Below are 23,029 nucleotides of genomic sequence, written 5' to 3' on the forward strand. Positions count from 1 at the left end.
GCATGGCGACACCCCGAAGCGAACCCGGGCGGCGAAGTTCCGGCCCGAAGCGACGGAGCTCCGAACCCGGGCCGGCGGGCACCGAAACCACACCCCGGAGCGCCGAAGCGAAGCCCCGGAGCGAGCCGAAGCAGGAGCGCGCCCGGCGCACGAAGGTGCACATCCTCCAGTCGGCCGCCGAGCTGTTCGCCGAGCGCGGCTACGCCACCGTGACCCTCCAGGACGTGGCGGAACGCGCGGAGATGACCAAGGGAGCGGTGTACTTCCACTACACGAACAAGGAGGCCCTGGCCGTCGCCGTCGTGCAGGAGCACTACGCGCGCTGGCCCGGGATCCTCCAGGGCGCCGAGGGCACGCACGAGGGGCCCTTCGACACGCTCACCGCCGTTCTCGACACGGTCACCAGGGCGTTCGCGCGGGACATCGTCGTCCAGGCCGGGGCGCGGCTCCAGATCGAGCGGGCGCTCATCGACGCCGAGCTCCCCGAGCCGTACGTCGGCTGGGAGGACTACCTGACCCGGCTGATCACCGAGGCCCGGGACGCGGGACAACTGCGGGCCGGAGTGGAACCGCGCGCGGCGGCCCGCGTGCTGGTCTCCGCGTTCTTCGGCATGCAGCACATCTCAGACGTGCTCAGCCGGCGCAGGGACCTCGACGAGCGGTACGAGGAGCTGCGGACGGTGCTCCTCGAAGGACTGCGCGGCTGATCGGCCGCGTGCCCGCCGTGAGCGACCGGGAAACGGCGTGGCCCCCCACGGGTGTGGGAGGCCACGCCGTACGCGTGCGGCGGCTCGGGGCCGGTCAGGAGCGGCTGCCCGAGGAGACGGTCGCGGGAGCGGAAGCGGAGCCCGTACCGGAAGCGGTACCGGAACCGGCGGCCGCGACCGGGGCGGGAGCCGGAGCCACGGCCTGGGCCGCGGCGGCCCGGGCGGCGACCCGGCGCAGGTACAGGTTGTTGAGGACGAGGGCCGCCGCCGTGAGCGAGGCACCGACGATCTGCATGCCGGCCGGGACGACACCGGTCAGCGCGGAGATCACGAAGGCCGTGATCGGCACCACGTCCATGAAGAGGACGCCGTTGAGCGGGCCGAGGTAGCGGTTGCCGAAGTTCCAGCCGAGGACGCCGACGAAGCCGGCGATGACGCTCATGTAGGCGAGCTGCGGGAGGATCGAGCCCACCGCGCCGGCCGTCGGGACCGGGACGCCGCCGGCGGCCAGGATGATCGCCGTGATCACGGCGGCGGAGGCGAGGCCGAGGACCGTGGTGATCGCCGTGTACTTGATCGGGGACCAGGTCGGGAAGTAGCTCGCACCCGACGTGTAGACGACCCAGCACAGCGCGGCGAAGAGGAGCAGCGCGTCGGCGCCGGCCGTCTTCGGGGAGGCGATCAGCGAGCCGATGTCACCGTCGGAGACGACCAGGATGGTGCCGACGAAGGACATCGCGATGAAGACGAGCGAGAACTTCGGCGGAACGACCTTCTTCAGCACCCAGTTCACCAGGAAGCCCATCATGGGCATCGTCGCCATCATGATCGAGGCGTTGAGGGCGCCCCGCTCGCCGATGAGGTCCTGGCCGAAGAAGACCAGGAACTGGAAGCCCGCGAAGCCGGCCGTGCCGAACAGCCAGGCCAGACCGATGCGTTCGCCCTTGAGCCGCAGGCCCGCGCGGCCCTCGCGGAGCCGGAGGAAGACCAGGAACATCGCACCGGCGATGGTGTAGCGCATCACGGTGAAGGTGAAGGGGTCGATGTGCTTCAGGGTGGAGTCCATGAGCGGGAACATCGCGCCCCAGGACACCGTGGCCAGGAGGCAGAGGAGAACGCCTCGCGTGTACGTGTTCTGACTGTTCATGAGTCTTCCTGTCGGGCCGGAGCCGGCTGGGAGGAGAGGGACGTGCGGGACGGAAGGGGGGCCGGGCCCGCGGAGGGGGTGCGGGCCCGGCCGCGGAGGGGAGGACGGGCGGGTCAGACCCCGGCCGGCTCCGGCTCGCGGGACTCCGCGGGCCGGACGTCGAGCAGCGGCAGGACCGACTCCAGGAGCTGGGCGGCCCGGACCTTTCCGGTCGGGCTGTACGGGATGGACTCGACCGGCACCACGTACGCCGGGAGGCAGGGCACCCGGCGGGCGCAGGCGGCGCTGACCGCCCGGTAGCCGCTCTCCTGGCGCTCCGGCGCGACCGGCGTGAAGGGCACGACGAGCACCTCGCCCGCACCGGGGAGGCTCGTCCGCAGCACGGCGGTCTCCCGGACGCAGGGCAGGTCCATCAGATCGGCTTCGAGGCCGAAGATGTTGACGTCGAGCGGCTTGCCCGCCTCCGCCTTGGCCACGCCGTCGTTCCGGCCGGTGAGTTCGAGCCGGCCCGCCTCGTCGACGAGCCCGCTGTCGCCGGTGAGCAGGAACCGCTGCGTACGGCCGCCGTAGTCCAGCGTCATGAAGTCGGGCTCGCTCGTCGCGTAACTGTCCATCAGCTGGTAGCTGGCGATGGCGACCCGGCCCCGGCTGCCCTTCGGCAGCGGCTTGTTGTCGGCGTCGAGGACCACGACCGTGTTGCCGGGCATGGGGCGGCCCGAGCGGCAGGGCGCCACGTGCAGCTCCTCGGGTCCGATCATGACGTTCACGCCGGTCTCGGTCGTCCCGTAGTAGAGGTGCAGCACCGGACCGAGCCGGTCCCAGGCGTTGTTGATGACCCATCGGTTGAGATGCCGGCCGCCGGAGAGCACGAAGTGCAGGCGGGAGGTCTTGTGCAGGTGCTCCGAGTCCGGGTGGGCGACGACCCGGGCCAGGACGGGCGGCACCATCAGGGTGGTGGAGACGCCCTCTTCCTGGATGATGCGGATGAGCTCCCCGGCGTCGTCGTGCGGGCCGAGGACGACGGTGCCGCCCAGGGTCAGGAAGATCCGCGCCCAGCCGGGCCCGGAGGCGTGGTACAGCGGCACGGTGACGAGGTGGACGTCCTCCTCGTCGAAGGCGTACTGGTCGACGAGGTCGGCGAAGCGGCGGGCCTCGAAGGAGGTGCGCCGGACGACCATCTTGGGGACGCCACTGGTGCCGGAGGTGAAGGAGAAGGCCTCGAACGGCTGCTCCACCGGCTGCGGTTCACCGGGCGCCGACACGAGGAGGTCGGTGAAGCTCACGGAGACGGTCTGCCCGTCGGGGAGGCCCACGGGCTCGCTGTCGATGAATATGTCGAGTATGTCCCGGCCGCCGGGCCAGCCGCACTCCTCGATGAGGCCGCGGTGGGCCTTCGAGGTGAGGACGACGGTCGGCTCCAGCTGGTCGAGCGCGGCGCGGGTGGCGACGGGCCCCGCGGTGTAGTCGAGCCCGACGCAGGGGATGCCGAGGGAGCTGACGGCGGCCATGGAGACCACCAGCTCCCAGCTGTTCTCGGCGAGGAAGACCGCGCGGGCGGGCCGGGTCTCGGGCAGCAGGTCCTGGATGGCGCAGGCCACCCGGCTGACCTTGTCGGCGAGGCTCGCCCAGGTCATGCGGGTCTCGCCGTCGACGACGGCGACGCGCTGGGGCCAGCGGGCGGCGTGCTTGCGGATGTCCGCGATCTTGATCATGGAGCTCTCCTCGGGGTGGTCGGGCCTCGGGATCGGGGTGGGGATCAGCCGGTGACGACGGCGGCCGCGGCGGCCGTGACGGTGGCGGCGGTGGTACCGGCGGCGGAGACGGCGGCGGCGGCACCGGCGAGCTGCTCGGCGGTGCGGCCGGGGGCGGTACGGGCCGGGGTCGCACGCGAGGGGGGCGTACGGCCCTCGCCGGTCAGGGGGGCGGCGGTCAGGGCGTCGGCGGTCAGACGGTCGGCGGTCAGGGCGTCGGCCGTCAGAGGGGCAACGGTCAGGGCGTCGGCCGTCAGGGCGTCGGCCGTCAGGGCGTCGGCCGTCAGGGCGTCGGCCGTCAGGGCGTCGGCCGTCAGAGGGGTGACGGTCAGGTGGTCGGCCGTGGCCGGGACGGAGCCGGTGGCGGCGGCCTGGACGGCCAGCTCGCGGGCGGAGACGGTCGGGTTCCGCAGGGTGTAGATCTCGCAGCCGCTGGAGCGCAGCGTGTCGATCTGACTGAGCGTCCGCTCGCAGAGCTTCTCGCCGGGCACCGTGATCGGGATGCCGGGCGGGTAGGCGATGATGAAGTGCTCGGAGGTGCCCGTGGCCAGGGCCGCGGAGGCGCTCCGGTAGGTGCGCTGGATGGTGCGCAGGGCGTCGAGCAGCCGCAGCAGGGTCGCCTCGTCCACACCGATGTGGATGTGGAAGAGGACGGCGTCGCCGCTCTCCCGGGCCACGTACAGCGCGTACTCGTCGAAGAGCATCCGCCGGAAGTCGGCCGCCGTGATGCCGAGGGCGCTGATGTCGACGAGGACCCGGGTGGGGTCGTCGCTGACGAGCTGCGCGGCGTCGGTGAGGTGGCCGTCGGGTCCGAGCGGGCGGTACGCGGAGAGCCGCGGGTCGGTGGCGAGCTCGACGCGCAGGGTGCGGGCGAGGTTCAGGGAGCGGCCGAGGAGCGCCTCGCCCTCGGTCTCGGCCTGGAGCCGGGCGAGGTCGAGGCTGGCGAGCACGGGCCAGCTGGGCGAGGTGGTGTGGTGCTGGAAGAGGGCCTGGGCGGTGCGCTCCTGGGCCTCGCCGTCGCCGATGAGGTGGAGGTACGAGCCCTGGCGGAGCGCGGACATCGACTTGTGCGCGGAGTGGGTGACGGCCACGTTCATGGCGAGGCGGGGGTCGGCGGCGCGCAGCGTCTCGACGGCGTGCAGCGCGGTGAGCGGGCGCAGCCGGGGGTGGAAGCGGTGCGCGGCGCCCCAGGCCTCGTCGACCAGGACGGAGACGCCGGGGTGGACGGCGGCGAGTTCGGCGAGGACGGTCGGCAGGTCGTACCGGACGCCGTCGTAGGAGACGGCGGAGAGGACGACGGTGTCGAAGGGCCGGCCCTCGGCGGCGGCGGCGCGGAACATCTGCAGGAGCCGGGGCAGGTCCGCGTACGTCCGGGGGCAGCCGTCGCAGCAGCGCTGCATGGGCGCGTACGCGACCTGGACGCCGAGCGAGTTGAGGGCGAAGTGCACCGACTGGTGGCACGAGCGGTCGGCGAGGACGCGGGAGCCGGGCTGGGTCAGCGCGGTCAGGGCGACCCGGTTGGCGGTGCTGGTGCCGGCCGAGAGGAAGAAGGTGGCGTCGGCGCCGAAGCTGCGGGCCGCGAGGCGCTGGGCGTCGCGGAGGGGGCCCCGGGGACGGAAGAAGGAATCGAGCATCGTGCCGCTGTAGGACACGTCGGCCGCGAGCTGCGCGGCGCCGAAGAGCGCCTCGTAGGTCTCCCGCATGTGGGAGTCGCGGATAGACCGGCCGTGCGAGAGCGGCAGCGCGTGGAACGTGGCGATGTCACGTCGGGCGACTGCGAGCACGGCGTCAGCGAGGGGGGTCCTGCCGTCCGGGTAGGCCCCGGGACGAGCCGGCAGTGTCGCCGGCTCCGGAGTGGAGCTGGTGGATGCGGTCATGCACCCATGAAATAAAAACCTTCGCGAAGGTATCAACTATCATCAGCGACGCTGATGGACGGCCGCCAGGACCCCCCGGCCGACCAGCGAGGATGACACCTCGTAGCGACCGGGGTTCCCGTGCGAGCGCGCGGGCCGGGGCGAGCCTCAGGCCACGCTGGTGAACCTGGCACCCTCGCCCGCGTACAGCGACGTCGTCAGACGGGTGAAGGGCGCCGCGGGGGCGCCCGTCGTCGGACACGGAAATTCCGTGTCCGACTCAGACGTGCGACCGGTGCGAAGGGTTGTACGGAGAGGGGCCCCTAGTGCGGTGGCCGGGAAGGTTTGCCGGGTCGCGGCGTCCGGTGCGGTGCATCGCAAGGCGAAGGGCCTCGGCTCGTACTGGACGTACTCGCGAGGGCCGACAACGCGGCGAGGTGCCGTGCCGGGCGTCGCGACCCGGTGAACCTTTCCGGTCACAGCACTAGGCGGCGGCCCGGCGGGGGCGGGGCACGAGTTCGCCGCCGCAGTTGGGGCAGACGTCGGCCATGGCGTCGGCGCAGGGCACGCAGAAGGTGCACTCGTACGTACAGATCCGCGCGGGTCCGTCGACCGTCAGGGCCGCCGTCTCGCAGCGCTCGCACCGGTCTCGCATCTCCAGGGCCATGGTCGGCTCCCCCTCCTCGTACGGCTGAGAACCCCTCCATGATCCACAGCGCCCGCAGGCCGCCTCAACAGCCCGACGGCCACGGATCGACAGGATCGGGTCAGTGCCTGACCAGGCAGAACGGATGCCCCGCCGGGTCCGCGTAGATACGCCAGCCCCGCGTGCCCGCCCCGTCGTCGAGCAGCTTCGCGCCCCGCGCGAGGACCTCCGCGTGCGCCGCGTCCGGATCGGCGACGCCGAAGTCCAGGTGGAACTGCTGCGGGCGCTCCGGACCCGGCCAGGTCGGCGGTCGGTGATCGGCGACGCCCTGGAAGCAGAGCACGAGCCCGCCCGGGGTGTGCAGGGTCGACCAGGCGTCGCCCAGCGCCCAGCGCGGGTCGGGCCGGTCGACGTCCCCGCCGAGGACCGCCCGGTAGAACCCGGCGAGCTCCCGGGGCGCGGAGCAGTCGAGGACGACGCACTGCAGTTCGGCGATCATGAGCGGATCGTACGCGTCCGGCGGCCCTGGGAGGCGTCCTGCCGGCGGGCCCTGCGCGCCTGCGTGCGGACCGCGCCCATGCTCGCGCCTATCACCAGGGCGATCGCGAGGGCGTCCGTGGTGGAGAGGGCCTGGTCGAGGACGAGGAAGCCGGCCGTCGCCGCGATGGCCGGCTCCAGGCTCATCAGGACGGCGAAGGTGGGCGCGGGCAGGCGGCGCAGGGCGAGGAGTTCCAGGGTGTACGGGAGGACCGAGGACATCAGCGCGACGGCGAGGCCCAGACCGATCGTCGACGGTACGAGGAGCTTGTCGCCCGCCTCCGCGATGCCGAGCGGCAGGCTGAGGACGGCGCCGAAGGCCATCGCGAGCGCCAGTCCGTCGGCCTGCGGGAAGCGGCGGCCGGTGCGGGCGCTGAAGACGATGTACGCCGCCCACATGGCGCCCGCCGCCAGCGCGAAGCCCGCGCCGAGCGGGTCGAGCCGGTCGAAGCCGCCCCCGCCGAGGAGGACGACGCCGCCGAGGGCCAGACCGGCCCAGAGGAGGTTGACGAGCCTGCGGGAGGCGACGACGGAGAGGACCAGGGGGCCGAGGACCTCCAGGGTCACGGCGGCGCCCAGCGGGATCCGGTCGGCGGCCTGGTAGAAGAGGATGTTCATGCCGGCCATCGCGGTGCCGAAGGCGACGACCGTCCCCCAGTCGGCCCGGCCGTAGCCCCGGACCTTCGGCCGGCAGACGATCAGCAGGACGGCGGCCGCGAGCACGAGCCGCAGGGTGACGACCCCGAGCGCGCCCGCGCGGGGCATCAGGAGGACGGCCACGGCGGAGCCGAACTGCACGGAAAGGCCGCCGGCGACGACGAGCGCGACGGGCCCGAGACGGCGACCGCGCGCGGAGGCCCCGGGCGCGGTGGCCCCCGCCGCGGAGGCCTCGGGAGCGGTGGCTCCGGGCACGGCGGCCTGAGGCCCGACGGCCTGAGGCGCGGTGGCCGAAGGCCCGGTGGCCTGAGGCCCGGCGGCCGGCGGCGCGGTGGCCCGGGGCGCGGGCATCGGGGCCATCTCCTCGACCGGACTGTCCACCGACGGCTCCTTCACACACGAAAGTTCATTCAATTGGACCCTTGGTCCAGAATAATGCACCCCCGTCCGGGCGGCAGCCCGGTTCCCCTCCCACGCTACGAGCCCCCGCGCGGCACCGGAAATGCCGATTGCGCTGCGGTTATGCTCCGGGCGCATGAGCATCGAGCTGCGCCACCTCCGCTGCTTCCTCGCCATCGCCGAGGAGGCCAGCCTCACCAGGGCCGCCGCCCGGCTCCACCTCACCCAGCCCGCCGTCTCCCGCACCCTCGCCGCCCTGGAGCAGCACCTCGGCGCGCGGCTCGTGGACCGCTCGACCCACCACCTCGCCCTCACCGCCGAGGGCCGTGCCTTCCAGGAACGGGCGGCCGCCGCCCTCGCCGCCTTCGACGCCGCCGTCGACCCGGCCCGGCTGCGCCACCGCCCGCTGCGCCTCGGGCACGCCTGGTCGGCCTTCGGCCCGTACACCACTCCCCTGCTGCGGCGCTGGCAGCGCGCCCACCCCGAGACCCCCCTCGAACTCCTCCGCGTCGACGACCGCACCGCCGGGCTCGCGCGCGGCGAGGTCGACGCGGCGCTGCTCAGGGGCCAGGTGGACGCGCCCGGCCTGGTCACGGCGGAGCTGGCCACGGAACCCCGGGTCGCGGCCCTGCCCGCCGACCATCCGCTCGCGGACCGCCCCCGGCTCGCCCTCGACGAGCTCGCCGGCGGGACGGCCGTCCTCAACACGGTCTCCGGCACGACCACCCTCGCGCTCTGGCCTCCCGGCGCCCGCCCGGCGGCCACCCTGACGGTCGCCAACACCGACGACTGGCTCACGGCCATCGCCGCCGGGCGCGGCTTCGGCGTCTCCTCCGCCTCCACGGCCGCCCTCCACCCCCATCCCGGCGTCGTCTACCGCCCGCTCCCCGACGCACCCCCGCTCCCCCTCGTCCTGGCCTGGCGCGACGCCTTCCCGCACCCGGCGACTCAGGCGCTGGTCGCGATGGCCCGGGAGATCGTGAGCGAGGCGGAGTAGGCGCGGCCGCGCCGTCCGGCCGCGCTGCAGCCCCTCCGCGCTACAGCCCCTCCTCCAGCGCCTCCGCCAGGAGTTCCGCCAGGTGCCGGCCCCGGAGGTCCGTCAGGTCCGCGATCTGGGTCCGGCACGAGAAGCCGTCCGCCAGGACCGCCGCGTGCCCGGCCGCCCGCAGGGACGGCAGCAGCTGGTCCTCCGCGCAGGCGACCGAGACCTCGTAGTGGCCCGGCTCGAAGCCGAAGTTGCCCGCCAGGCCGCAGCAGCCGCCCGCGAGGTCGCCGGTCAGGCCCGCGCGCTCCCGCAGGCGCCGGTCCGCCGCGTCGCCGAGGACGGCGTGCTGGTGGCAGTGGGTCTGGCCGGTGACGGGGCGGTCGAGGCGCGGCGGGGTCCAGTCGGGGGCCAGCGTCTCCAGGGCCTCCGCGAAGGTGCGGACGGATCCGGCCAGGCGCGCCGCGCGGGGATCGTCCGGCAGCAGTTCGGGCAGGTCGGTGCGGAGGGTGGCCGCGCAGGACGGTTCGAGCACCACCACGGGGCCCTTCGCGTCCCCGACCACGTCGAGCGTCCGCCGCATCACCTTCCGGGCCGCCCCGAGCTGCCCCGTCGACACGTAGGTGAGCCCGCAGCAGACCCGGCCCGGCGGCAGCTCCACCCCGAGCCCGGCGTCCTCCAGGACCCGGACGGCGGCCTCGCCCACCTCGGGCGCCAGGTGGTTCGTGAAGGTGTCCGGCCACAGGGTGAGCTCCGGCGGGCGGTTCGAGGCGCGATCGGCGAACCAGGACACGAAGGAGCGTTCCGCCACCCTCGGCATCGTCCGCTCCGGCGTCACCCCCGCGAGCCGCGCCGCGAACGGCAGCGCCATCGCCGTGTTGAGCCCGCGTCCGAAGTGCGCCAGCCACCCGGGGAGCCGGCCCATCGTCCAGTGCGAGCGGGGCCGCGCGAAGGGCCGCCGCGCGTAGTGCCGGTCCAGGAACTCCGCCTTGTACGCCGCCATGTCGACGCCCACGGGGCAGTCGCTGCGGCAGCCCTTGCAGGACAGGCACAGGTCGAGCGCCTCCCGGACCTCCTCCGAGCGCCAGCCGTCGGTGATCACCTCGCCGAGCGCCATCTCGTGCAGGAGCCGCGCCCGGCCCCGGGTGGAGTGCTTCTCCTCCCCGGTCGCGCGGTACGAGGGACACATCACGCCCGGCCCCGGACTCGGGCCCGCCACCCGGCACTTCGCCACGCCGACGCACCGCGCGGCGGCCCGCCCCGGGCCGACCACCGGGAGCCCCTCGAAGCGGAGGCCGGAGTCCAGCGGTTCCGGCCGCACCAGCATCCCCGGGTTCAGGCCCCCGTCCGGGTCCCACACGTCCTTGACCGCGCCGAAGAGGCCGACCAGCTCCGTCCCGTACATCCTCGGCAGCAGCTCGGCCCGCGCCTTCCCGTCGCCGTGCTCCCCGGAGAGCGAGCCGCCGTGGGCGACCACGAGGTCGGCGACCGCCTCGGAGAAGCGGCGGAAGTCCCGTACGCCCTTCGCCGTCCACAGGTCGAAGTCGATGCGGACGTGGACGCAGCCGTCCCCGAAGTGCCCGTACGGGACTCCCCTGAGGCCGAAGTCGGCCAGCAGCGCGCGGAACGCCCTGAGGTACGCGCCCAGGCGGGCCGGGGGCACCGCGCAGTCCTCCCACCCCGGCCACGCGTCGCCGCCGCCCGGCATCCGGGTTGCCGTCCCCGCCGCGTCCTCCCTGATCCGCCACAGCGCCCGCCGGGCGGCCGGCTCCCGCACCACGGCCGCGTCCAGCGCGTCCGCCGCCCGGACCAGCTCGGCGGCGGCCGGGGCGCCGTCCACCTCGCAGAACAGCCACGCCCCGCCGCGGGGCAGCCCGGAGGCGCCCCGGACGAGGTCGGCCGCCATGCCCTCGACGGTCAGCGGACGATGGACGAGCAGTCCCGCCGCCGCGTCCGCCGCCGCGCTCTCGTCGGCGTACCCGAGGACCACGAGGACCGGTTCGGCGGGCAGCGGGACGAGGGCCACGGTCGCCTCGGTCACGACCCCGAGCGTGCCCTCGCTGCCGCAGAAGGAGCGGGCGACGTCCACGCCCCGCTCGGGGAGCAGCGCGTCGAGGGCGTAGCCGGAGATCCGGCGCGGGAGCCCGTGCGGGTATCCGGTCCGCAGGAGGGCGAGGTGGCGGTCGACGAGGTCGAGGAGTCCGGCGGGAGCGCCCTGCCCGCCCCGCCCCAGCGTCAATGTCTCGCCCCGGTAGGTCACCACTTCGAGCGAGCGCACGTTGTCCGCCGTGGTCCCCCAGGCGACCGAGTGCGCCCCGCACGCGTTGTTGCCGATCATGCCGCCGAGGGTGCAGCGGCTGTGCGTGGACGGGTCGGGCCCGAAGGTCAGCCCGTGGGGGCGGGCCGCCGCCCGCAGCCGGTCGAGGACGAGCCCCGGCCGGACCACCGCCGTCCGCTCCTCCGGGTCCAGCGAGACGATCCCGCCCATGTGGCGTGTGAGGTCGAGCACGACGCCGGTGCCGGTCGCCTGGCCTCCGATGGAGGTCCCGGCGCCGCGCGCGACGACCGGGACGGTGCCGTGCGCCCGGCAGACCTCCAGGGCGGCGGCGAGGTCGGCGGCGTCGCGCGGCGCGACCGTACCGGCGGGCACGCGGCGGTAGTTGGAGGCGTCCATGGTCGCCAGGGCCCTGGCGGTGACGGAGAAGTCGACCTCTCCGGCGACGGCCGCGCGCAGGTCGGAGGCGAGTCCGGACGCGTGTTCCTGGTGTCTTCCCACAAGCCCAGGATGTCTCAGTCCTCGTCTCATCGGGCGGACATCCGGCGACCGGCCCCTTGCCGACCCGATACTCTCCGCCTCGTGGCTGAGATCCGGATTCCCGCTGACATCAAGCCCGCCGACGGCCGTTTCGGCGCGGGCCCCTCCAAGGTGCGTACGGAGGCGCTGGACGCCCTGGCCGCCACCGGCACCTCCCTCCTCGGCACGTCCCACCGCCAGGCTCCGGTCAAGAACCTGGTCGGCGAGGTACGTGCCGGCATCTCCGACCTGTTCTCGCTGCCCGAGGGCTACGAGGTGATCCTGGGCAACGGCGGCTCCACCGCCTTCTGGGACGTCGCGACCCACGGTCTGATCGAGAACAAGTCGCAGCACCTGACCTTCGGCGAGTTCTCCTCCAAGTTCGCGAAGGCCGCCAAGCTGGCTCCCTGGCTTGCCGAGCCGACCGTGATCTCCTCCGACCCGGGCACCCACCCGGAGCCGGTGGCCGAGGCGGGCGTCGACGTCTACGCGTACACCCACAACGAGACCTCCACCGGTGTCGCCGCCCCGGTCAAGCGGGTCGCGGGCGCCGACGAGGGCGCGCTCGTCCTCGTGGACGCGACCTCCGGCGCGGGCGGCCTCCCGGTCGACATCACCGAGACGGACGTCTACTACTTCGCCCCGCAGAAGTCCTTCGCCGCCGAGGGCGGCCTGTGGCTCGCGGCCTTCTCCCCGGCCGCCCTGGAGCGGGCGCAGCGGATCCACGCGTCCGGCCGGCACGTCCCGGAGTTCTTCTCCCTGCCGACGGCGATCGACAACTCGCTGAAGAACCAGACGTACAACACCCCGGCGCTGTCGACCCTCTTCCTGCTGAACGAGCAGCTGAAGTGGATCAACGGCCAGGGCGGTCTGGACTGGGCCGTGGCCCGGACGAAGGAGTCCTCGGACGCGCTGTACGGCTGGGCCGAGGAGTCCAAGTACGCCTCGCCGTTCGTGACGGACGCGGCGAAGCGCTCGCAGGTCATCGGCACGATCGACTTCGCGGACGAGGTCGACGCGGCGGCGGTCGCGAAGGTGCTGCGCGCCAACGGGATCGTGGACACGGAGCCGTACCGCAAGCTGGGCCGCAACCAGCTGCGGATCGCGATGTTCCCGGCGATCGACCCGGCGGACGTGCGGGCCCTGACGGCCTGCGTCGACTACGTCATCGAGAAGCTCTGACCCCGGCGGTCGTACGGAGGGCCCGGCAGCGGACACGTCCGCTGCCGGGCCCTTCGGCTACCCCTTCCTGAGGAGCCGCTTGGCGCCGACGACGAGGACGGTGGCACCGGCGAGGACGAGGAAGCCGGTGGTCACGTTGCCCTTCTCGCCTTCGGCGGCGGGCGACGACGGGGAGTCGGGGGCGCCGCCGGGCGTCTTCGTCGGCTGCCGGGCGGGCCGGTCGGTGCGGTCCACGCGCACCACCCGGCTGTTCGCGCCCTCGGTGCCGAACAGGAACGCCGAGCCGTCCGGGGTGTACGTGACGGATTCCGCCTGGCCCTGGAAGGGCGCGCCGACGGGCGTGCCCTCGTCGCCGAGGCGGCCGTCCTTCCAGCTGTACTCCCGGGCGCTGAAGTAGCCGCGCAGCACGAGCCGTTCGCCGTCCGGCGAGAAGGCGCCGTCGGTCACCCACGGCACCTCGTCGACGCGGCGGAAGACGTTGGTGCCGGACGGGGAGAGGCGCTCGGGGCCGGCGTACAGGCCGCCGCCGTCCTCGTTCTTGCTCGCGATGTACACCCGGCCGGTCTTCGGATGGACCATGAGGGCCTCGGCGTTGCGGGCCCCGTCGGCGTACTTCACGACGTACTGCGTGGCCCGCACGGTCTGGTCCTTCAGGGTCTTCGGCTCGGGGAAGCGGTAGATCCAGACGTGGTCCCAGGTGCCGTCGCGGTTGTCGCCGATGTCGCCGACGTAGATGTCCCCGTCGGGGCCGACGGAGATCGCCTCCATGTCGCGGGGGGTGCCGACGCCGGCCATCGTCAGGGTCGCGACGGTCTTCCCCGTACGGGAGTCGACGCCGTAGATCAGGGGCGCGTCCTGGTCGTTGTGCGTCCAGTAGATCCCCGGGTGGGCACGGCTCGCGGCGAGGCCGCTGGACTCGGTGATCCGGGAGTCCTCGATCGTGAAGTCCCGGTCGGGTTCCTGCCCTTCGGCACGGGCATGGCCGGCCGGGAGCAGCGCGAGGGCGGCGGCCGCGCCGAGGGCGCACAGAGCAGATCGCATGGATCAAGCGTGCCACGGCGCCGGGGAAACCTGCTTGACCTGCGCGGAAGGCACTGTCATGGTCGCGCCCATGCCTACCTTCCCCGCGCCCGACGGAACCCTGCTCGCGTACCACGCGTCCGGTTCCGGCGACCCGCTGATCTGTCTGCCCGGCGGCCCCGTGCAGGACTCCGTCTACCTGGAGGGCCTCGGCGGGCTCGACGCCCACCGCACCCTGATCCGCCTGGACCTGCGGGGCACGGGGTCCTCCGCCGCTCCGGAGGACCCCGCCTCGTACCGCTGTGACCGGCTCGTCGAGGACGTGGAGGCGCTGCGCGTCCACCTCGGGCTCGACACGGTCGACCTGCTCGGGCACTCGGCGGGGGCGAACCTGGCCGCGCTGTACACGGTCCGGCACCCCGAGCGGGTGGCCCGGCTGGTGCTGCTCACCCCCGGCCCGGCGGCCGTGGGCCTGGAGACGTCCGGTGAGGAGCGGCTCGCGGCGGCGCGGCTGCGGACCGGGGAGCCGTGGTTCGCGGAGGCGTACGTGGCACTGGAGGACCTGACGGCGGGCCGGGGGACGGCGGAGACCTTCGAGGCCGTCCAGCCGTTCTTCCACGGGACCTGGGACGAGGCGGCGCGGGAGCGGAACGCGGCGACGGTGCGGCAGCGGAACGACGAGGCCGCCGGGATCTACGGGAGCGAGGGCGCGTACGAACCGGAGGCGACGCGCGCGGTGTTCGCGGAGTTCGGCCGTCCGGTGCTGGTCGTGGCCGGGGAGGGCGACGTGAACACGCCGGTGCCGACGGCCGCCGCGTACGCGGAACTGTTCCCGAAGGGCGAGCTGGCCGTCCTGGCGGGGGCCGGGCACTTCCCGTGGCACGACGACGCGGAGTGGGTCGTGTCGACGGTGGACGGGTTCCTGGCGTAGGGGGTGACGTGCCGGCCCGGCCGGCAGAACACCCCCAGGTCCTCGTGTCCCGGATCACGTCGCCGGTCCGGGACGGGGTCCGCGATGATGTGACCATGCGTTTTCTGTTCGTCGGCGACAGCATGACCATCGGACGCGCCGGCGACTGGACCTGGCGCTACCGCATGTGGGAGCACCTGGAGGCGACGCTCCCCGGCGGGTACGAGATCGTCGGCCCGCGTTCCGGCCTGTACGACCCCGCCGTCGACGCGCCGGCGTCGGAGGCGTACCCGGATCCCGCTTTCCCCGCCGCCGCCCGGCGCCACCTGGCCGGGTGGGGCGAGGGCTGGCTGCACATGGCGCCGGCGATCGGCGGGACGGTCGCCGCCACCGGCGCGGACGTCCTCCTGGTCTCGCTGGGCCTGATCGACCTGGGCTTCTACACGAACAGCGACCAGACGGAGGAGAACGTCCGGGCGTTCGTGGCGGCGGCCAGGGCCGCGAACCCGCGCGTGCGGGCCGTGTTCCTGCCCGTCATCCCGAACGTCCGGGCCGGGTACGACGCGGGCTTCGCCGCCGAGTGCGCGCGCTTCAACGAGCTCCTCGCGAAGGCGGTCGCGGACCTGGACACGGCGGCCTCGCCGCTGCTGCTCGCGTCGGTCCCGGAGTCGTACGACCTCCGCGTGGACACCTACGACGGCACGCACCCCGGCCCGACCGGGGAGCGGAAACTGGCCGCCGCGTTCGCCGACGCGATGCACCAGGCGTGGTCCCTGGGGGGCCCGTACCGGGGCTGACCGGCGGGTGCCGCCCGTCAGGCGGCGCGGGTGAGGCGGTTGGCGAAGGTCGACAGGGTGTAGGCGCCGATGCCGAGGACGACCTCCAGGGCGTTGCGGCGGGTGTAGCCGGCCTTCTCGAAGGCGGCGAGGTCCTCGTCGCTCACCGCGCCGGAGGAGGCGAGGACCCGCAGGGTGAACGTGCGGACGGCGGCGAGGCGTTCGGCGTCGGGGGCCGGGCCGAGGGCGGCCGCCTTCGCCTCGTGCAGGTCGACGCAGAGGTGGCACTGGTTGCGTTCGGCGACGGTCAGGATGACGGTCTCGCGGGAGTGCGGGTCGAGGGTGGTGGACTCGAAGGCGGCGCTGAGCTTGAGGAAGCCGTCGAGGGTCTCCGGAGAGGTCTCCTTGAGGAGGGCGACGGCGGCGGCGGTGCGGGCGGACAGGTCGAGCGGAGCGGACAAGGCGGGTTCCCCCCGGAGTAGGATGGACAACATGGTTGACCATGTCGCGGGAGAAAACGTAAACCAGGTTGTCGATACTGGCAAGGGGGTTCCGGACGACACCCCCGGATTCGAGCTGCCCCTGCTCCTCTTCGGCGGCTTCCGCACCCTCATCGACCGGCTCCACGTCCGCCTCGCCGACGAGGGCCACCCCGACATGCGCCCCGCCCACGGCTTCGCCATGCAGGCCATCGGCGTCCAGGGCGCCACCGCCAGCGAGATCGGCCGGCGCCTCGGCGTCTCCAAGCAGGCCGCGGGCAAGACCGTCGACCGGCTGCTCGCCGTCGGCTACGCCGAACGCACCGACGACCCCGAAGACGCCCGGCGCAAACTCGTCCGCCTCACCCCGCGCGGATACGACGCCCTCGCCCGCTCCGCCGCGATCTTCGACGAACTGCGCGCCGAATGGATCGCGGCCCTCGGCGCGGACCGCGTCCGCGACCTGGAGGCGGCCCTGCGGAACGTCGTCCCCGCCGAGACGGCGTTCCGCCTGGACGCCACGAGCTGGCTCGGGACGCCGTAGCGGGCATCACCAGGCGAAGGCCTCCGGGGACGGTCCCGGACCGGGGAAGGCCTCGTCCAGACCGGCCAGCAGCTCCTCGCTCAGCTCCAGCTCCAGCGCGCGCAGCGCGCCCGCCAGCTGCTCCGGGGTGCGCGGCCCGACGATCGGCCCGGTGACACCGGGCCGGGTCAGCAGCCACGCCAGCGCCGTCTCGCCGGGCTGGAGCCCGTGCTTGTCGAGCAGGTCCTCGTACGCCTGGAGCTGCGCCCGCACCGCCGGGTCGGCGAGCGTGGCCGCCGCCCGCCCCTCGGTGCGCCGCTTGCCCTCGGTCTCCTTCTTCAGGACACCGCCGAGCAGCCCGCCGTGCAGCGGCGACCAGGGGATGACCCCGAGGCCGTACTCCTGCGCGGCCGGGATCACCTCCATCTCGGCGCGCCGCTCGAAGAGGTTGTAGAGGCACTGCTCGCTGACGAGCCCGACCGAGCCGCGCCGGGCGGCGATCTCGTTGGCCTGGGCGATCTTGTAGCCGGGGAAGTTCGAGGAGCCGGCGTACAGCACCTTCCCCTGCTGGATCAGCACGTCGACGGCCTGCCAGATCTCCTCGAAAGGAGTCGCCCGGTCGACGTGGTGGAACTGGTAGACGTCGATGTAGTCCGTCCCCAGCCTCTTCAGGCTGGCCTCCACGGCCCGCCGGATGTTGAGCGCCGAGAGCTTGTCGTGGTTGGGCCAGGCCTCCCCGTCGAGGCCCATGTTCCCGTACACCTTGGTGGCGAGGACCGTGCGGTCGCGGCGACCGTCGCCCTTCGCGAACCAGGAGCCGATGATCGACTCCGTGCGTCCCTTGTTCTCCGCCCACCCGTAGACGTTGGCGGTGTCGAAGAAGTTCAGCCCCGCGTCGAGGGCGGTGTCCATGATGGCGTGGCTGGTGGCTTCGTCCGTCTGCGGTCCGAAGTTCATCGTCCCGAGGACGAGTCGGCTGACCTTGAGTCCGGTGCGTCCGAGCTGCGTGTACTCCATGGCGCTCAAGCCAACTGCTTCGAGCGCACTCGAAGCAAGGGAGTTCCCCTGAGAGGGGCTGGGGGTGCTACTGGCCGGCCAACGACGCCACCGCGATGATCGCGAACATCAGTACGAGCACGCCGGCCATGATCCGGTTACGGGTCTTCGGGTCCACCTCACGAGGTTAACCCGAGCGCCCCTCCCGCCCCTCAAGGGGCCAGGCACCCACCGTCTCGTACCGGGGCTGCGCGCCCGGCACCCCACCGCCCGGCAGGTTCGACCGGACGAGCGCCAGCTCGGTCACGGGCCAGCGCGTGCCCTCGAAACCACCCAGCTCGTCGACATAGGAACCGAGCGCCACCCCCGCCCCCCGCGCCCGGCCGACGGTCAGGTGCGCCTGGTAGCGACGGTGCTCGTCCATCGCGACCCCGGCCCGGCGGGCGGCGGCGTCGGACCGCTCGGCGAGGAGCCGCAGCGTGTCCAGATCCCCGGCGACCCCGGCCCACAGCGTCTGCCGCCCGAAGTGCCCGCCGCCGTGCAGCCGCAACGAGAAGGCCGGCGTCCGGTGCGCGGCCCGCCCGAGCCGCACCCGCAGCTCGGGCAGCAGCTCCTCGTCGACCTCCCCCATGAAGGCGAGCGTCAGGTGCCACCCGGGCCGGGAGGTCCAGCGGAGCCCGTCCGCACCGGGCAGCCCGTGCAGCCGGTCGACGACGCGTCCGAGCTCGTCGAGGCGCTCGGGCGGCGGCACGACGGCGGCGAAGAGCCTCATGGGGAAAGTCTGGCAGCCGCTAGCCTCTCCGGCATGAAGATCCGGAAGGGCGGGGCGGAGGACCTCCCCGCGATACTCGCGATACTCGACAGCGCCGTGGTCTGGCTCAACGGCAAGGGGATCACCGCACAGTGGGGGACGGATTCGTTCTCCGGGCGGCCGAAGGCGGTGGAGCAGGTCGAGCGGACGATGTCCGAAGGCGACCCGTGGATCGTCGAGATCGACGGCGTCCCGGCGGGCACGATGACGCTGACGCCGCACCCCGGCCAGTACATCGCCCCGGCGGACGAGCCGGAGGTGTACGTCCGGCTCCTGGCGACGGACGCCCGGTTCCACGGCCACGGGGTGGGGGCGGCGCTCCTGGCCCACGCGGAGGCGGAGACGAGGCGCCAGGGGGTCTCGCTCCTCCGCGTGGACTGCTTCGCGGGCAGCGAGGGCCGCCTGATCGCCTACTACGAGGGCCAGGGCTTCACCCGCACGGAGCCGTTCCAGGTCGGCGACTGGCCGGGCCAGGTCCTGGAACGACGCGTCTGATGCAGCGACCGGGGCGGGAACGACACCCACCGGACCGCACCGGGAGGCCCGCACCGGAGGCCCCGGCCCGGGAGGACCCGCGCCGGGAGGACCCGGTCCAGGAGGACCCGGCCCGGGAGGACCCGGTCCGGGAGGGCCTCGGTGCGACCCGCGCCGGGGCCCTTGCATGAGGGCCCCGGTACCGGTCCGCCGCCCGCCCGAGGGCTACGCCGCGGTGGCCAGGCGCTCCCGCGCCACGAAGCGCACCCGCGGGTGCCCGTCGTGCCATCCCATCGCGACCTTCAGGCCGCCGACCCGGGCCAGGACCAGGCCCACGACGACCGCCGCGGCCAGCGAGATGACGCCGCCCGTGGCGAAGCCGACGCGCGCGCCGTACGTGTCGGTCACCCAGCCGAGGAGCGGGGCGCCGATCGGCGTTCCGCCGGCGAAGACCATCATGTAGAGGCTCATCACCCGCCCCCGCATCGCGGGGTCGGTGGCCATCTGGACGGCCGAGTTCGCGGTGATGTTCACCGTGAGGCCGATCATGCCGATCGGCACGAGCAGCAGCGCGAACAGCCAGAACGCCGGCGACAGGGCCGCCGCGATCTCCAGGACGCCGAAGACGGCCGCGGCGATCACCAGCATCCGCAGCCGGGTGGAGCCGCGGCGGGCCGCGGCGAGCGCGCCCACGAGGGAGCCGGCCGCCATGAGGGTGTTGAGGAAGCCGTACGCGCCGGCACCGACGTGGAAGACGTCGCCGGAGAAGGCGGTGAGCCAGATCGGGAAGTTGAACCCGAAGGTCCCGATGAAGCCGACGAGGACGATCGGCCAGATCAGGTCGGGTCGGCCCGCCACGTACCGCAGTCCTTCCCGCAGCTGGCCCTTGCCGCGCGGGACGCGCTCCACCGGGTGGAACTCGGCGGGCCGCATGAGCAGCAGGCCGACGATGGGCCCGAGGAAGAAGAGCCCGTTGAGGAGGAAGGCCCATCCGCTGCCGACCCCGGCGATGAGGACACCCGCGACGGCCGGTCCGATGAGGCGCGCGGACTGGAAGTTCGCGGAGTTCAGGGAGACGGCGTTGCGGAGCTGTTCGGGGCCGACCATCTCGGAGACGAAGGTCTGCCGGGCGGGGTTGTCGACGACCGTCACCATGCCGAGGAGGAAGGCGATCAGGTAGACGTGCCAGACCTGGATGGATCCGGACAGGGTGAGGGCGGCGAGCGCGAGCCCGCACAGGCCGAGGGCCGCCTGGCTGACGAGGAGCAGGCGCCGCTTCGGGTAGCGGTCGGCGATGACACCGCCGTACAGCCCGAAGAGCAGCATCGGCAGGAACTGCAGGGCCGTCGTGATGCCGACGGCGGCGGCGGAGCCGGTGAGGCTCAGGACCAGCCAGTCCTGGGTGATCCGGGCCATCCACGTACCGGTGTTGGAGACGATCGCTCCGGTGAAGAACAGCCGGTAGTTCCGGATTCTGAGCGAGGAGAAGGTTTCCCCCCGCCCACGGGTCTTGAGGGTGGGTTGATGGACGGGTGCGGAGTCTGCTCCGGGTCCCGTACTCAAAGTGCGTCGCCTCCTTGGCGCATCGGTTCAGAGGTGGGCGAGCTTCTCCAGGACAGGGGCGGCCGCGCGCAGCTTCGCCCATTCGTCCTCGTCAAGACCTTCGGCGAGGGAGGCCAGCCAGGCGTTCCGCTTGCGGCGGGATTCCTCGAGCATGGCTTCCGCCTGCTCGGTCTGGCTGACCACCTTCTGCCGGCGGTCGTCGGGGTGCGGCTCCAGCCGGACCAGTCCCTTGGCTTCGAGCAGCGCGACGATGCGGGTCATCGACGGCGGCTGGACGTGCTCCTTGCGCGCCAGCTCACCGGGGGTGGCGGAGCCGCAGAGCGACAGGGTGCCGAGCACCGACATCTCGGTCGGGCTCAGCGACTCGTCGACGCGCTGGTGCTTGAGGCGTCGGCCCAGTCGCATGACGGAGGAGCGGAGCGCGTTCACGGCCGCGACGTCGTCGGCGGTGCCGTGGGACAGATCTGGCATGTTCTTTAGCCTAACTCATTACCCTGTCTAAATACCAACAGGAACGGGCGGACGTCGCACGCATCACATGCACAACCCGCACCCCGGGCGGCAGCACGGCACACGCCGGATCACGCTTCGGCATCCATGTATCACCCAAACGAGTGAGTCGGATCCGGAAAGTGACGCGAAGGAGCCCCAGCTGCCCCGACCCTGAACGGCATGGGATCGACAGTGCTCAGCCTGCGCATCGACGGTGAGCTGCTCGACCGGCTCAGGAGTCACGCCGCGAAAAGGGGAATGAGCGTCCAGGACTACGTGGCCCGGACGCTCATTCGCGAGGATTTCGACGAGCGGTTCAAGACCGCGGTCGACGAGACGGAGAAGTTCTACGGTTCAGCCTGCGGTCCCGCCGCGGCCGAACCCGGCGGTGATCACGTGAGGCCGAGCGCCGGCATCGCGTAGTAGAAGACGAAGACCGCCGACACGACGTACATGGCCACCGGGACCTCACGGCCCCGGCCGGCCGCGAGGCGCAGCACGCTGAAGGCGATGAAGCCGATGCCGATGCCGTTCGTGATCGAGTACGTGAACGGCATCATCAGCATGGCCAGGAACGCCGGCACCGCGATGGTGTAGTCGCTCCAGTCGATCTCCTTGATCGACCCGGCCAGGATCAGGAAGCCCACCGCGAGCAGCGCAGGAGTCGCCGCCTGCGAGGGCACCATGGTCGCGAGCGGCGTGAGGAACAGCGCCACCGAGAACAGACCGCCGGTCACGACCGAGGCGAGACCCGTGCGCGCGCCCTCGCCGACACCGGCCGTGGACTCCACGAAGCAGGTGGTGGCGGAGGAGGAGGTCGCGCCGCCCGAGGCGACGGCGAGGCCGTCGACGAGGAGGACCTTGTTGATGCCGGGGAAGTTGCCGTCCTTGTCGATCAGCTTGGCCTCGTCGCCGACGCCGAGGATCGTGCCCATCGCGTCGAAGAAGCAGGACAGCAGCACGGTGAAGACGAACAGGACGCCGGTCAGCATGCCGACCTTGTCGAAGCCGCCGAAGAGGCTGACCTGGCCGACGAGGCCGAAGTCGGGCGAGGCGACCGGGTTGCCGGGCCACTCCGGGGTCGTGAGGCCCCAGGACGGGACGGTCGCGACCGCGTTGATCACCATGGCCACGATCGTCATGACGACGATCGAGATCAGGATCGCGCCCGGCACCTTGCGGATGATCAGGGCGAGGGTGAGCAGGGTGCCCAGGATGAAGACGAGGACCGGCCAGCCGGTGAGGTGGCCCGAGCCGCCGAGCTGGAGCGGGACGGTGGTGTGCGCGGCGTCGGGGATGCGGGAGACGAAGCCCGAGTCGACGAGGCCGATCAGCATGATGAAGAGGCCGATGCCGATCGCGATGCCCTTGCGCAGGCCGACCGGGACGGCGTTCATGACGCGCTCGCGCAGACCGCTGGCGACGAGCAGCATCACGACGACGCCGGCGAGGACGACCATGCCCATGGCGTCAGGCCAGGACATCTTCGGCGCGAGCTGGAGCGCGACGACCGTGTTGACGCCGAGGCCGGCGGCGAGGGCGATCGGGACGTTGCCGATGACGCCCATGAGGAGGGTCGTGAACGCCGCCGTGAGGACGGTGGCGGTGACGAGCTGGCCGCTGTCGAGCTGGTGCCCGTACATGTCCTTGGCGCTGCCGAGGATGATCGGGTTCAGCACGATGATGTAGGCCATCGCGAAGAACGTGGCGAAGCCGCCCCGGACCTCGCGTGCCACGGTCGAACCGCGCTCGGAGATCTTGAAGAAGCGGTCGAGGCCGGAGACGGGGTGACCAGGGGTCTCCGGGGGCATGGCCTTGGCGGGGGCCGTCGTACTCATGGGGGTTCCTCTTCGGAGGTTCAGAGAAGTCCTTTTTGGCGGTTCATACGAAGGGAACCCGCCAGAGGCAAACCGTTTCAGTATGAACACATGAACGAGAGGGAGTCCATCTCCGCGCGTAGACCCCGAAACGCGCCACCTAGACTGAGCCCCATGGCGAAGTGGACACCGAAGCACGAGGCACCCGAGCCCCTCGAAGGGCCGGTCGTCGCCACCATCACCGGCGGAACGATCCTCTGGTTCGTCCTCTTCCTCGTCCAGGTCCCCTTCTACGGCTGGTTCGACGACCGGGACCTCACCTGGTGGGTGTGGACCTGCCTGGCCGGAGCGGGCCTCGGCCTGATCGGCATCTGGTACGTACGGAAGCGGGACGCGGCGATCAAGCGGCACGCGGCGGCACAGGCGGCCGAGGCTGCCGGGCCGGGCCAGGGCCCGGAGTAGCGTCCGGCACCGTAGCCCCCCGCCGTAGCCCCCGAGACCCCGCGGGCC

The 23,029-nt window shown here is 72.8% G+C and carries 23 protein-coding genes; 9 read left to right on the forward strand and 14 right to left on the reverse strand.

The window, feature by feature from the left end; genetic code table 11:
* Positions 1 to 2 precede the first annotated feature (2 nt).
* Positions 3 to 707: a ScbR family autoregulator-binding transcription factor gene (locus ABTY59_RS03580; protein ID WP_352017212.1), complete on the forward strand. Its 705-nt coding sequence runs from the start codon at positions 3 to 5 to the stop codon at positions 705 to 707.
* A 94-nt stretch (positions 708 to 801) separates the two neighbouring features.
* Here the strand turns inward: ABTY59_RS03580 and ABTY59_RS03585 are convergent, their stop codons facing one another.
* The 6 genes from ABTY59_RS03585 to ABTY59_RS03610 all read right to left on the reverse strand — a co-directional run bounded on the left by ABTY59_RS03585 (position 802) and on the right by ABTY59_RS03610 (position 7,652).
* On the reverse strand, positions 802 to 1,854 hold the full coding sequence (locus tag ABTY59_RS03585; protein WP_352017213.1) for a DMT family transporter: 1,053 nt from the start codon (positions 1,852 to 1,854) through the stop codon (positions 802 to 804).
* A 113-nt stretch (positions 1,855 to 1,967) separates the two neighbouring features.
* Positions 1,968 to 3,566: a class I adenylate-forming enzyme family protein gene (locus ABTY59_RS03590; RefSeq protein ID WP_352017214.1), complete on the reverse strand. Its 1,599-nt coding sequence runs from the start codon at positions 3,564 to 3,566 to the stop codon at positions 1,968 to 1,970.
* Positions 3,567 to 3,610: 44 nt separating this feature from the next.
* On the reverse strand, positions 3,611 to 5,482 hold the full coding sequence (locus ABTY59_RS03595; protein WP_352017215.1) for an aminotransferase class I/II-fold pyridoxal phosphate-dependent enzyme: 1,872 nt from the start codon (positions 5,480 to 5,482) through the stop codon (positions 3,611 to 3,613).
* A 463-nt stretch (positions 5,483 to 5,945) separates the two neighbouring features.
* Positions 5,946 to 6,128: a DUF1272 domain-containing protein gene (locus ABTY59_RS03600; RefSeq protein WP_352017216.1), complete on the reverse strand. Its 183-nt coding sequence runs from the start codon at positions 6,126 to 6,128 to the stop codon at positions 5,946 to 5,948.
* Between the two features lie 100 nt (positions 6,129 to 6,228).
* A complete protein-coding gene (locus ABTY59_RS03605) occupies positions 6,229 to 6,606 on the reverse strand; it encodes a VOC family protein (RefSeq protein ID WP_352017217.1) in 378 nt (125 codons plus the stop codon).
* A complete protein-coding gene (locus tag ABTY59_RS03610; protein ID WP_352017312.1) occupies positions 6,603 to 7,652 on the reverse strand; it encodes an EamA family transporter in 1,050 nt (349 codons plus the stop codon). Before ABTY59_RS03610 ends, ABTY59_RS03605 begins: the two co-directional genes overlap by 4 nt.
* 184 nt (positions 7,653 to 7,836) lie before the next feature.
* Here ABTY59_RS03610 and ABTY59_RS03615 point away from each other — a divergent pair, with 184 nt between their 5' ends.
* Complete coding sequence (locus ABTY59_RS03615) at positions 7,837 to 8,697, forward strand: LysR family transcriptional regulator (RefSeq protein WP_352017218.1); 861 nt, start codon at positions 7,837 to 7,839, stop codon at positions 8,695 to 8,697.
* Between the two features lie 40 nt (positions 8,698 to 8,737).
* Here ABTY59_RS03615 and ABTY59_RS03620 read toward each other — a convergent pair whose 3' ends face one another.
* Positions 8,738 to 11,488 carry an FAD-binding and (Fe-S)-binding domain-containing protein gene (locus ABTY59_RS03620; protein ID WP_352017219.1) on the reverse strand — a complete coding sequence of 917 codons (2,751 nt, stop codon included), beginning with the start codon at positions 11,486 to 11,488 and terminating at the stop codon, positions 8,738 to 8,740.
* Positions 11,489 to 11,539: 51 nt separating this feature from the next.
* Between ABTY59_RS03620 and serC the strand changes: the two genes are divergently transcribed.
* Complete coding sequence (serC, locus tag ABTY59_RS03625; RefSeq protein ID WP_352017220.1) at positions 11,540 to 12,658, forward strand: phosphoserine transaminase; 1,119 nt, start codon at positions 11,540 to 11,542, stop codon at positions 12,656 to 12,658.
* Between the two features lie 57 nt (positions 12,659 to 12,715).
* Here the strand turns inward: serC and ABTY59_RS03630 are convergent, their stop codons facing one another.
* Positions 12,716 to 13,699, reverse strand: a complete 984-nt coding sequence (locus ABTY59_RS03630) for a WD40 repeat domain-containing protein (protein WP_352017221.1) — start codon at positions 13,697 to 13,699, stop codon at positions 12,716 to 12,718.
* A 70-nt stretch (positions 13,700 to 13,769) separates the two neighbouring features.
* Between ABTY59_RS03630 and ABTY59_RS03635 the strand changes: the two genes are divergently transcribed.
* Together ABTY59_RS03635 and ABTY59_RS03640 are read left to right on the forward strand one after the other, a co-directional pair.
* Positions 13,770 to 14,609, forward strand: a complete 840-nt coding sequence (locus tag ABTY59_RS03635) for an alpha/beta fold hydrolase (protein ID WP_352017222.1) — start codon at positions 13,770 to 13,772, stop codon at positions 14,607 to 14,609.
* A 95-nt stretch (positions 14,610 to 14,704) separates the two neighbouring features.
* A complete protein-coding gene (locus ABTY59_RS03640; protein WP_352017223.1) occupies positions 14,705 to 15,385 on the forward strand; it encodes a GDSL-type esterase/lipase family protein in 681 nt (226 codons plus the stop codon).
* 17 nt (positions 15,386 to 15,402) lie between these two features.
* Here ABTY59_RS03640 and ABTY59_RS03645 read toward each other — a convergent pair whose 3' ends face one another.
* Positions 15,403 to 15,825: a carboxymuconolactone decarboxylase family protein gene (locus tag ABTY59_RS03645; protein ID WP_352017224.1), complete on the reverse strand. Its 423-nt coding sequence runs from the start codon at positions 15,823 to 15,825 to the stop codon at positions 15,403 to 15,405.
* 31 nt (positions 15,826 to 15,856) lie between these two features.
* On the opposite strand from ABTY59_RS03645, the gene ABTY59_RS03650 reads away from it, so the two are divergent.
* Positions 15,857 to 16,387: a MarR family winged helix-turn-helix transcriptional regulator gene (locus tag ABTY59_RS03650; RefSeq protein WP_352017225.1), complete on the forward strand. Its 531-nt coding sequence runs from the start codon at positions 15,857 to 15,859 to the stop codon at positions 16,385 to 16,387.
* Between the two features lie 6 nt (positions 16,388 to 16,393).
* Here the strand turns inward: ABTY59_RS03650 and ABTY59_RS03655 are convergent, their stop codons facing one another.
* Together ABTY59_RS03655 and thpR are read right to left on the reverse strand one after the other, a co-directional pair.
* Positions 16,394 to 17,383: an aldo/keto reductase gene (locus ABTY59_RS03655; protein ID WP_352017313.1), complete on the reverse strand. Its 990-nt coding sequence runs from the start codon at positions 17,381 to 17,383 to the stop codon at positions 16,394 to 16,396.
* 166 nt (positions 17,384 to 17,549) lie between these two features.
* Entirely contained in the window at positions 17,550 to 18,134 is a 585-nt protein-coding gene (gene thpR, locus ABTY59_RS03660) for an RNA 2',3'-cyclic phosphodiesterase (RefSeq protein ID WP_352017226.1), read from the reverse strand.
* 33 nt (positions 18,135 to 18,167) lie between these two features.
* Between thpR and ABTY59_RS03665 the strand changes: the two genes are divergently transcribed.
* Entirely contained in the window at positions 18,168 to 18,668 is a 501-nt protein-coding gene (locus ABTY59_RS03665) for a GNAT family N-acetyltransferase (protein WP_352017227.1), read from the forward strand.
* A 204-nt stretch (positions 18,669 to 18,872) separates the two neighbouring features.
* Here ABTY59_RS03665 and ABTY59_RS03670 read toward each other — a convergent pair whose 3' ends face one another.
* Positions 18,873 to 20,210 (reverse strand): MFS transporter, encoded by a 1,338-nt coding sequence (locus ABTY59_RS03670; protein WP_352017228.1) that lies wholly within the window; start codon positions 20,208 to 20,210, stop codon positions 18,873 to 18,875.
* Between the two features lie 27 nt (positions 20,211 to 20,237).
* Entirely contained in the window at positions 20,238 to 20,681 is a 444-nt protein-coding gene (locus tag ABTY59_RS03675; RefSeq protein ID WP_329851296.1) for a MarR family winged helix-turn-helix transcriptional regulator, read from the reverse strand.
* A gap of 201 nt (positions 20,682 to 20,882) precedes the next feature.
* On the opposite strand from ABTY59_RS03675, the gene ABTY59_RS03680 reads away from it, so the two are divergent.
* Positions 20,883 to 21,125, forward strand: coding sequence for a hypothetical protein (locus ABTY59_RS03680; protein ID WP_352017229.1), 243 nt, complete (start codon positions 20,883 to 20,885; stop codon positions 21,123 to 21,125).
* On the opposite strand, the gene ABTY59_RS03685 is transcribed toward ABTY59_RS03680, so the two are convergent.
* On the reverse strand, positions 21,095 to 22,540 hold the full coding sequence (locus tag ABTY59_RS03685) for an NCS2 family permease (RefSeq protein ID WP_403535199.1): 1,446 nt from the start codon (positions 22,538 to 22,540) through the stop codon (positions 21,095 to 21,097). The genes ABTY59_RS03680 and ABTY59_RS03685 overlap by 31 nt on opposite strands.
* Before the next feature lie 153 nt (positions 22,541 to 22,693).
* On the opposite strand from ABTY59_RS03685, the gene ABTY59_RS03690 reads away from it, so the two are divergent.
* On the forward strand, positions 22,694 to 22,981 hold the full coding sequence (locus ABTY59_RS03690) for a DUF2530 domain-containing protein (RefSeq protein WP_352017230.1): 288 nt from the start codon (positions 22,694 to 22,696) through the stop codon (positions 22,979 to 22,981).
* Positions 22,982 to 23,029: the final 48 nt, after the last annotated feature.

It is taken from the genome of Streptomyces sp. NPDC096079 (genome assembly GCF_040303145.1).
GTDB lineage: Bacteria > Actinomycetota > Actinomycetes > Streptomycetales > Streptomycetaceae > Streptomyces.